Here is a 10913-nt window from a genome sequence, read left to right as displayed (position 1 = left end):
TCCTTAAATAATCGGAATATAGGCTAAGGCAATACTTCCAGCACCCAAGTGAGTTCCAATCACACTACCAAATGTCGCAATCGGAATCTCTCCAGAAACACTATCTTCTAACAATAATTGATGTAAATGTTCTGCTTTTTCCAGTGCATTTCCATGAATAATCATCACTTGGTAATTTCCTTGTGCAGTTTGCTCTTTGACAATCTCAATCAGGCGTTTCGTAGCTTTTTTCTCGGTACGAATCTTTTCATAAACCTCAATGCCGCCCTCGTCATTAAAGTAAAGAATTGGTTTGATACTGAGCAAGTTTCCCAGAATTGCAGCGCCATTCGACAAACGACCGCCTTTCACCAAATGATTTAAGTCATCTACCATGATGAAGCCACCAATTCCCTTGATTTGAACGTCAAGATTGCTCAGAATTTGCTCAAACGCTAACCCTTGTTCAGCCCAGTTTAAAATATGCTCCACCATCATTCCAAGCGGCGCACTTGTGATTTTTGAATCTGGAAAAGCAATTTCTAAACTTGGAAATTCATCTTTCAAATACTGGATATTTTGATAAAAGCCAGAAATGCCGCTCGATAAAAACAGACCAATAACATGAGTATAACCTTGCCCTTCTACTAAAGACAGAGTGTTCACTAAGCTGGCGATACTCGGTTGGCTGGTCTTTGGTAATTCACTAGAGGCTGCCATTTTTTGATAAAATTCGCTAGCAGAAAGATTCTTTCCTTCGATGTACTCAACCCCGTCAATACTAACGGGAATATCTAAGATAAATAAATGCTCATTTTCGATGACTTTGCTATCCAAATATGCTGACGAATCAGTAATTACGGCTAATTTCATGCATTAAAACTCCAAATTGATACCTGGTAAATCCAAGGCGATTTCTGTTACTTCATAGGTCAAACGATTTAATATGGACAAACTTGGACGAGCAAGTTGTTCTACTTCGTCCTGCTCAAATTCACTTAGCTCATTGACAATTTGTCCCATGATATGGTTGACTTGTGAGATTGTTCCACTAATTACAAAAGCATCAAAGACAATCATAAAGTTCACAATTACAACGATAGAAGTTACTTGTCCTTCTTGATCTTGATTTAACAATTGAAAATTGACATCCACTTTTGTTTCTGGGGTTCCGTTTTCTTTTTCCCACTCTAAATTACGTGCGTCATAGTGATATTGACTGACAAATTCTTTTTCGCGTTGTAATTCCATTTCATTTCTCCTCAAAATATGCGTTATTAAAATTATAACATATTTTCCAGCGCCTGACTAATTTTATCAGTATGAAAATCATCTCCTTTCAATGTTTCTTTTAGATTAAAAAAGGAGCTAGAGAATTTTTCTCCAACTCCTAGAACGATGAAACTCATCATTATTTATTCAATGGTTTGCGAAGCGCTCCGAATAACACACCACTTACAATTGCGCCAATCAAGATGAAGATGATATAGAGAAGAGCATTTGAAGTAAGTGCAATAACGAAGATACCTCCGTGTGGTGCCATGAGTTTAATACCAGCCATGCCGACAAGTGCGCCTGCTAAGGCTGAACCAACCATAAAGCTTGGAATGGCACGGGCAGGGTCAGCAGCACCAAATGGAATAGCACCTTCAGTAATGAAGGATAGTCCCATAACAATGTTTGTCAAGCCTGAATTGCGTTCTTCTTCGGTAAATTTATCTTTGAATAAAAGCGTTGCAACAAAGACTGCTAGAGGAGGAACCATACCACCAGCCATAACCGCTGCCATTACAACTGTACCACCTGTTGAAACAGTTGCTGCAAGAGTTCCTGTACCAAAGATATAAGCCGCTTTGTTGAAGGGACCGCCCATATCAATAGCCATCATACCACCTACAACGAGTCCAAGGAGGACAGCTGAACTACCAGATAAGCCTTCTAGGAAACTATTCAAGCCAGTATTGATAGCGGCCATTGGAATATTCACCAACAACATCAAGAAGCCAGTTAGCAAGGTTCCCAACAGTGGATAAAGTAGAATGGACTTGATACCCTCAAGCGACTTTGGAAGACAACTCAAGGCTTTTTTAAGGAAGTTTACAACGTAACCTGCAAGGAAACCACCCACTAGGGCTCCAAGGAAACCAGAAGGTACACCAGCAAGTGCAAGAGTAGCTTTCCCACCTTCTGCAAATGGAATTTTACCAAAAGCAAGACCTGCGGAAGCCATACTACCTGCTACAAAACCTGGCGCTAAACCTGGTTTTTCAGCAATAGAATAAGCGATATAACCAGCAAGTACAGGAAGCATAAAGCCAAAGGCCAAGCCACCAATATTCTTAAACATAGCTGCCAACTCATGATAAGTACCGAGATTTGCCAATTGATCTTTTGGTACTCCCATTGCTTGGTCAATCAAGAATGCCACCGCAATCATGATACCACCGCCAATAACGAATGGAAGCATTTGGCTAACACCACTCATTAAGTGTTTGTAGAAACCGCCTGCTGCATTCGCTGAAGAGGACGCAGCTGCTTTATTGGCTGCATGATATACTTCTGCTTTTCCTGACAATGCCAAGTTAATCAACTCTTCTGTCTTACGAATACCGTCAGCAACTGGGCGGTTAATCAATGGCTTGCCGTCAAATCGATCCATTTCCACAGCTTTATCAGCCGCAATAATAACCGCTTTTGCTTTTTGAATATCTTCTGCGGTCAGTTTGTTTCCGATACCACTAGCACCGTTGGTCTCAACCTTGATACCAACTCCCATTTCATCCGCTACCTTTTGAAGAGCTTCTTGCGCCATATAAGTATGTGCAATTCCCGTTGTACATGCTGTTACCGCAACAAGGAAATCACCATCTTTGGTTGCCGGTGCTACCGTTGTAGGTTCTGCTGCTTTTTCAGACGCTTGGTCAAATAATGCAATCACTTCATCTGGCGAAGTTACTTGACGAAGTTTGTCTGCAAATCCATCTTTCATCAGGTACTGTGACAATTCTGCAAGTGCAGCCAAGTGAGTATCGTTCGCTCCTTCTGGTGCAGCAATCATGAAGAACAAATCTGTCGGTTGCCCGTCTAAACTTTCATAATCCACACCTTTGTTTGATTTTGCAAAAAGAACGGTTGCTTCTTTGACTGCCGCATTTTTACTGTGTGGCATGGCAATCCCGTCGCCCAAGCCTGTTGACGTTAAAGCTTCACGAGCCAAGATTCCTTCTTTGAATGTTTCAAAATCTGTCACATAACCGTGGTCAACTAAACTGTGAATCATTTCATCAATAGCAGCTGTTTTTTCAGTTGCTTGTAAATCAAGCAACATCACATCTTTTCTCAGTAAATCCTGAATTTTCATATTTTTTCTACCTCTACTTTTTCATATGTTTCGTTAATAAAAGCGGCTGTTGCCAAATCATCAGAGAAAGTCGTTGCCGTTCCGCAAGCCACTCCCCATTTGAAGGCTTCAACAGCATTTCCTGAACGAACAAATTCGCCAGTAAAGCCTGCAACCATTGAGTCACCAGCTCCAACAGAATTTTTCACGATTCCCTTGATTGGTTTTGCAAAATAAGCTCCGTCCTTTGTTACCAAAAGCGCTCCATCACCTGCCATAGAAATAATGACATGTTGCGCACCTTTGGCTAGAATTTCACGAGCATATTTCTCAATCTCATCCAGCTTTTCCAGCTTCACTCTGAAAATATCACCAAGTTCATGGTTATTCGGCTTAACCAATAATGGCTGAAACTCTAGTGAATCAATAAGTGTTTGTCCCTCGAAATCACAAACGACTTGTGCTCCAGTTTGCCTCGTCAGACTAATTAACTCTTTATAGACGACATTGCCTAGATTTTTATTGCTTGACCCTGCAAAGACAACTGTATCTTTCTCTGAAAGCCCTGAAAGAATATCTTTTAAGGCTGCCAATTGCTCTGGTGAGACAGTCGGACCCGTTCCATTGATTTCTGTCTCAGCGTCTGCTTTAATCTTAACGTTGATACGCGTATCCTCTGACACTTGGACAAATTTAGTCGCAATCGCTTCATTTTCCAAGGTATCAGTAATAAATTTTCCAGTAAAGCCACCGATAAAGCCAGTCGCTGTATTGTCAATTCCCAAACGTTTGAGCACACGACTGACGTTGATGCCTTTTCCACCAGCAAATTTATCATCGCTCTCCATACGATTCACGCTTCCAACATTGACCTTATCCAAACGGACAATATAGTCAATAGAAGGGTTAAGCGTAACAGTATAAATCATACTTCAATAACCTCCGTTTTTTCTTTTATCTTTTCCAATTGCTCATTGGCGCATGCACTCGTAATAATGCTAGCACGTTTGATAGGGGCGACTTTCACGAAAGAGGAATGACCGATTTTTGAAGCATCAGCTAAGATGTAGGTCTGCTTGGCGTTGTCAAGAATCGCTCGTTTGACTGCTCCTTCTTCCATATCAGGCGTTGTATAGAAATTTTCATCAATTCCATTCATACCAATAAAAGCTTTGTTGAAATTCAACTGACCAATTTGATTCAAAGCAACACCACCAATACTAGCATCTGTTGAGCTTTTGACAACTCCTCCGATAATAACCGTTGGAATGTTTTTCTCAACTAACTTTGTAGCATGGTGAATGGAGTTGGTCACAACCGTCATATGTTTGCTTGAAAGCTCATTGATTAACAATTCATTTGTCGTTCCAGCATCAATAAAAATAACATCCTGTTCTTGTATCAATTCCGCCGCTTTTTGAGCAATTCGTAATTTATCTTGAACGTTTTTGATAGATTTTTCTTGATTGCTTTCTTCCTCTTGAAGAAAATGAATGCTTTCTGCTCCACCGTGAATCCGGCGCAGTTTTCTTTCATCTTCCAATTCGTCTAGATCTCTACGAACTGTTGATTCAGACGTATTTAACAAACGAACTAAGCTATCCAGAGAAACAACTTGATGATGATTGATTTCCTCTAAAATTACCTGTTTGCGTTCTGATTTTAAGATAGACCTCACCTCTTCCTGCAATCGTTTACAGATTTATTATACACCAATTCATTTCAAAGTCAAACATTTTCTTTCAAAAACTATCACTTTTTTAATAAAACAGCAAAATGCAATAAGAAAAGGCTGAAATTCGCATTCAACCTTTTCTTTTCTATACTGTTATACTGTCGCTTTGATTGCTGCTTCAACAGCTACTTTTTCTTTGTCAATCAAATCAATACGAGCGCAAATTTCTTTGATTCCCATACTAATGTTACGGCTAATTGCCAAATCAGATAATTGTGGTTCAAAGAAGGCTTTGTATTCTGCTAAACGTTCATACGTCTTAAAGGTACTTGCTGGATAAATGACAAATTTGTCAAAACTCATATCTCCACCAAGAGCTGCCTTAATCCAATCCCAATTGTCACGCGCCCAGGTCCAGACAGTTCCTTGTGTGAAATCATGTTGTAAGAAAGTAAAATACCAACTCATTGCTAAATCCTGCGGTTTTACAACATCCTTATTTTTCCATTCTTCTAAAAGATGGGTGAGGGTTGTTTCGTCCTTGGTATAAGAAAGAGCCGAAGCCAATTGACGTTGGAAGTTACCGTCAACCGTTGTAATGTAGGTTGCTAGATATTGATCGGTCAATTCCTTTGTCTCATGGTGTTTGATTTGGTTAATCAAAATTTGCAAACGAGTGGCTGCTGGAAGTTTTTCCAAGTTTTCTTGATGCGCTTCAAAGATTTGGCTCGCTTTTTGGCTCGCTTGTTCATCATCAGCTGCAATCATATTTGCCACAACAATTTGACGTACCAATTCATCTTCATCTGTTTCACCGTCTTTCGCTTCAAAGCCAAGTCGGTCAAAGTTATCTTCATTCAGCTTAACGAGTAATTTTTTAAAGGCTGCCTCTGTTTCTGTCCCTTCGTCCACAAAAGTCTTCAAACCATTTAGAACAGCCTTCACAGCAGATACTACAAGATAAGATGTTTCATTGGTTAACTTTTCAACCACTGGAATCAAATCTGCAAATGAAACAAAACCAGCTTCCGCCACCAGACGACGTTCTTGTACTACTTGTAACTTACTTGTATTATCCAAGTCCGTAATAGTTGCTAAAATATTATCCAACAATTCCCCTTGATAATCAGTAATGTAATGCGCCGTATTTTCTGTATTGAAACGAAGTGCTCCTTCATTTTGCGCTGCCAGAGCTGCATAATTTGGAATCTCAAGCGTTTCGGTTTCTAAAGTATCTGGAATACCAGTCCAATTGCTATTCAATGGCACAACCCATAAACGGTCTTTTTCTTCTTTTTCTCCAACAAAGAATTGTTTTTGAGAAATTTTGAGAGTGTCATTTTCCACAACCGCTGTTAAAACTGGATAACCTGGTTGTTCTAACCACGAATCCATAAAGGCTGCCACATCACGTCCTGAAGCTGCACCGAGAACATTCCACAAGTCACGACCAATCGTATTACTGTATTGGTGTTTAGCAAAATAAGTATTCAAACCTTTTGCAAAGGCTTCATCTCCTAACCAACGACGAAGCATGTGCATGAGACGACTTCCTTTAGCATAGACAATTGCTGGGTCAAACAAGGTATTGATTTCGTCTGGATGCTTTACTTCCACATGGACAGATTGAACACCGTCAGTCGCATCCCGTTTTAGAGCCAGAGGAACGCCACTTGTTTGGAAGTCCTCAAAAATGTTCCAAGTCGGCTCAATAGCGTTCACACAGACATATTCCATCATATTGGCAAAACTTTCATTGAGCCAAAGGTCATCCCACCATTTCATTGTAACCAAATTACCAAACCATTGGTGAGCCAATTCGTGAGCAATCACAAGAGCTACTTGCTGACGGCTTGTAACAGTTGAATTTTCATCTACTAAAAGATAAACTTCACGATAAGTGACCAAGCCCCAATTTTCCATAGCTCCTGCAGAAAAGTCTGGCAAAGCTACATGCAGAGATTGAGGAATCGGATATTTTACTCCGTAGTATTCTTCATAAAAATCAATAGAGCGAACTGCAATATCTAAAGCAAATTCCAAATTTGAAGCAGGGTGAGCTTTGGTAGAGTACACGCCGACCAAGGTACCATTCTTCGTTTTTGCTGTAACACCCTGTAAATCACCAGCCGCGAACGCCAAAAGATAAGACGACATGCGAGGAGTCGTTGCAAACTTCCAGATGCCAGTTGCTTTTCGATTTTCTACATCAACTTCTGGCATGTTTGAAAGTGCGATTTCTCCTGCTTCTTGGTCAAATTTCAAAGAAAGGTCAAATGTAGCTTTTGCTTCTGGCTCATCTACACTTGGAAAGGCTTCACGTGCAAAATGACTTTCAAATTGAGTAGAAAGAACTTCTTTTTTGACTCCATCAACAGTATAGTAAGAAGGATAAATCCCTGTCATATTGTCTGTAATTTTACCTGTATAAGTCAGCGTTACTTCAACAACCCCTGCTTGACCAAGCTCAACGTAAACTGCTTCATTTTCATTATCTACAGAGAAAGGACGAGCTTCGCCAGCTACCTCAACGGACTGGATTGTCAAATCCTTCTGATGAAGAGAAATTTTTTCACCTTTTGCTTCTCCGCTAATGCTGACCTTACCTGTGAACGTTTTTTGCTCCCGATTCAAATCTAAAAAAATATCATAATGTTCTGGAACAAATGTTTCAATAAAATGTGCAACTGCTTGCATGTATGTCTCCTTAATAATATAATCTGTAACTATTGTAACATAATTCACGTGTCCTAACACAATTTCTCTATCGTTTTCCTCATTTTGTGATAAAATAGAAATACGTTACTATTTTAAGGAGAAATCATGTCTGAATTTTTTGATATTACGATTGTTGGTGGGGGGCCTGTGGGTCTTTTTGCTGCTTTTTATGCTCACATGCGTCAAGCAAAAGTGAATTTGATTGATTCGCTGCCTCAGCTCGGTGGACAGCCAGCTATTCTCTATCCTGAAAAGAAAATTCTGGATGTTCCTGGTTTTACTAATCTAACAGGTGAGGAATTGATTGAGCGTTTGATTGATCAAGTAAAAACATTTGAAACAAGCATACATCTCAATGAGACTGTATTAGATATTGAAAAAAACGATGAATTATTTACCTTAACAACTAGCAATGGGAAGCACATTTCAAGAGCCATTTTGATTGCTATGGGAGGTGGTGCTTTTAAACCTCGCTCACTTGATTTGGACAATGTAGAACAATTTGAAAACATTCATTATCACGTTTCCAATATCAATCAATACGCTGGACAAAACATTGTGGTTCTAGGAGGTGGTGATTCTGCAGTGGATTGGGCACTTGCTTTTGATAAAATCGCTCCGACACATATCATCCATCGTCGAGACACCTTCCGTGCTTTAGAACACAGTGTCAATGAACTAAAAGCTTCTACTGTCACGATTAAAACACCATTTATCCCAAGTCAACTTATAGGTGAAAGAAACAAACTCACTCATCTTGAAATCACTAAAGTGAAAAGCGATGAAACGGAGCTCTTGCCGCTTGATCAGCTTTTCGTCAATTATGGCTTTAAATCATCTGTTGGAAACTTAAAAAAATGGGGAATAGAACTCAATCGCCACAAGATTATCGTCAATAGCAAACAAGAAACTTCTGTCGCAGGTATCTATGCTGCTGGCGATTGCTGTAGCTATGACGGAAAGATTGATTTGATAGCCACAGGACTAGGCGAAGCTCCTACAGCTATCAACAACGCCATGAATTATATCTATCCCGACCAAAAAATACAGCCAAAACATTCGACCAGTCTTTAAAAAGCAAAAAGAAGCTGGGACAAAAGTCCGACCTCAAATATAAAAAGCGAACAAAACTAGTTTTCTGGTAATCAGAATTCTGCTTTGTTCGCTTTTCGCATTTAATTATAGATTTGAAGGGCTTAATAATTAAGATTTTTAAAAATTGAAATCTTTTTGTCCCAAACTCTTTTATATGTTCTTATTTCACACTATCCATTTTTTCTCGGCAAGCCTTTTCGATGAGGTCAAGTTTTTCAACACTTTCCTTTTCATCTTTACCAATTGAATAGATGTATAGTTTGATTTTAGGTTCGGTCCCTGACGGTCTGAGTGCATACCATGAACCATCTTTAAAGTAATATTTCAAACAGTTTTGTTTTGGAAAATCAAGGTAGCCATCTTTAAAGTCAATCACTTTTTCAAGTTCCATTGCTCCAATTGTTGTCAACGGATGTTCTCTAAATTCTTCCATCATTCGAGCGATTCTCTCTTGACCTTCTACACCTTCTAGCTCAAGCGAAACTTGTCTTTCATTATAGAAGCCAAACTCTGCATAAATATCATTTAAAACATCTAACAAAGTCTTACCTTGTTTTTTAAAGTAAGCAGCCATTTCTACAATCATCATAGAAGCACTAACAGCATCTTTGTCTCTGACAAAAGTTCCATAGCAAAAGCCAATACTTTCTTCATAACCGAACACATACGTTTTTTCTTTAGTACGATCATATTCGTTGGCTTTGCCACAAATATTTTTAAATCCAGTCAGGGTTTCTACTGTTTCAATACCATATTTCTTCGCAATCGCTCTAGATAAATCACCTGTAACAATAGATTTCACCATGACAGGATTTTCAGGTAAATTATTGAGAGCAGAACGTTGTGAGAAAATATAATAAGAAAGCAAAGCACCGATCTTATTTCCGTTTAAAAAGACATAATCACCGTTTGCATTTCTTACTTCCAGCGCAACACGATCGCAGTCTGGGTCATTAGCAATCAAAATATCACAATCATTTTCTTTTCCAAGTTTTTCAGAATAGGCAAATGCTTTTGGAAATTCTGGATTGGGATAACCAACTGTTGTAAAATCTGGATCAGGAAATTCTTGTTCCTTTACGACATAAATATTTTCAAATCCTCTTCTTTTCAGAATTTCTCTGACAGGAATATTTCCTGTACCATTCAAAGGCGTATAGCCAACCTTAATAGATTTATCAACATCTTCATTGATTGTTAAATTGAGAACTTCTTGGTAGTAATCTTCTTCGACAGATGCATCAATATAATTTGCAAGACCACTTTCCAAAGCTTCTTCAAAAGGAATAGATTTGATGTCTTCAAAGTTGACAATTTCATCCATGTGACCTGCAATTTGGCCTGCAATGTCATCTAAAATTTGTGACCCTTCTTCCCAATATGCTTTATAGCCATTGTATTCTTGTGGATTATGACTAGCTGTCACCATCACGCCAGCCTTACAGTGCAATTTTCTAATTGCATACGAGCACATTGGCGTAGGATGAATGCCATTGTAAATATAAGTTTTGATGCCATGAGCAGCCATGATGGAGCAGGTCAATTCAGCAAATTCTTTTGATTTATATCTGACATCATAGCTGATTGCAACGCCTCTTTTAATCGCTTCTTCACCATGGTCTTTCAAGGTTTCAGCCAATGCTTGGGCTGCTTTTCCCACCATGTATTTATTCATACGGTTGGTACCAGCACCCAATTTCCCACGAAGACCAGCGGTCCCAAACTCAAGACCCTTGTAGAATCGATCTTCGATTTCAGCTTCATCATCCTGAATAGACAGCAAATCAGCTTTTGTTTCTTCATCGAAGAAATCATTGTTTAGCCATTGTTCATAAACTTCTTTGTAGTTCATATAACGACTCCTTTTAATATATTATTTCTCAATAATTCCATTCTATACTACCTTTTCATTTTTATCAATCCTTTTCCCAATTTTTCTTTAAAACGCTTGCAGTTTTTTGTTTGAAACAGTTATTTATATGTAAGCCTCACAGATTTTATCTCTCTGTGGGTGATTGTTGATTAGGTAAATTTTAGGCTCTATAATATTTGTAGTGGGTAAACCCCCTATAGATCTTATAGAGCCTATTTTTGTGTAGAAAAAAG

Annotated in this window: 8 protein-coding genes; 1 reads left to right on the top strand and 7 read right to left on the bottom strand. The window is 38.9% G+C overall.

The features are described from left to right. Positions 1-3: 3 nt before the first annotated feature. From HMPREF2876_RS05355 to HMPREF2876_RS05330, 6 genes are all read right to left on the bottom strand, one after another. A complete protein-coding gene (locus HMPREF2876_RS05355) occupies positions 4-852 on the bottom strand; it encodes a DegV family protein (protein WP_070241742.1) in 849 nt (282 codons plus the stop codon). Positions 853-855: 3 nt separating this feature from the next. Then, positions 856-1230, bottom strand: coding sequence for a DUF1149 family protein (locus HMPREF2876_RS05350; RefSeq protein ID WP_024052351.1), 375 nt, complete (start codon positions 1228-1230; stop codon positions 856-858). A 160-nt stretch (positions 1231-1390) separates the two neighbouring features. Then, the gene (locus HMPREF2876_RS05345) at positions 1391-3340 is read right to left on the bottom strand and encodes a PTS fructose transporter subunit IIABC (RefSeq protein WP_024052349.1); all 1950 of its coding nucleotides are present in this window, start codon (positions 3338-3340) and stop codon (positions 1391-1393) included. Continuing rightward, on the bottom strand, positions 3337-4248 hold the full coding sequence (gene pfkB / locus HMPREF2876_RS05340) for a 1-phosphofructokinase (RefSeq protein WP_022526204.1): 912 nt from the start codon (positions 4246-4248) through the stop codon (positions 3337-3339). Before pfkB ends, HMPREF2876_RS05345 begins: the two co-directional genes overlap by 4 nt. Then, a complete protein-coding gene (locus tag HMPREF2876_RS05335) occupies positions 4245-4988 on the bottom strand; it encodes a DeoR/GlpR family DNA-binding transcription regulator (protein ID WP_070241746.1) in 744 nt (247 codons plus the stop codon). Before HMPREF2876_RS05335 ends, pfkB begins: the two co-directional genes overlap by 4 nt. 159 nt (positions 4989-5147) lie before the next feature. Further along, positions 5148-7691, bottom strand: a complete 2544-nt coding sequence (locus HMPREF2876_RS05330) for a M1 family metallopeptidase (protein ID WP_024052347.1) — start codon at positions 7689-7691, stop codon at positions 5148-5150. A 126-nt stretch (positions 7692-7817) separates the two neighbouring features. Here HMPREF2876_RS05330 and HMPREF2876_RS05325 point away from each other — a divergent pair, with 126 nt between their 5' ends. Beyond that, positions 7818-8786 (top strand): NAD(P)/FAD-dependent oxidoreductase, encoded by a 969-nt coding sequence (locus HMPREF2876_RS05325; protein ID WP_024052346.1) that lies wholly within the window; start codon positions 7818-7820, stop codon positions 8784-8786. Between the two features lie 181 nt (positions 8787-8967). Here HMPREF2876_RS05325 and HMPREF2876_RS05320 read toward each other — a convergent pair whose 3' ends face one another. Beyond that, positions 8968-10659 (bottom strand): phospho-sugar mutase, encoded by a 1692-nt coding sequence (locus HMPREF2876_RS05320; RefSeq protein ID WP_024052345.1) that lies wholly within the window; start codon positions 10657-10659, stop codon positions 8968-8970. Positions 10660-10913: the final 254 nt, after the last annotated feature.

The organism is Streptococcus sp. HMSC073A12 (assembly GCF_001812815.1).
Lineage (GTDB): Bacteria > Bacillota > Bacilli > Lactobacillales > Streptococcaceae > Streptococcus > Streptococcus vaginalis.
The sequence above is the reverse complement of the archived record's forward strand: the minus strand, read 5'-3'. Positions and strand labels throughout refer to the sequence as shown.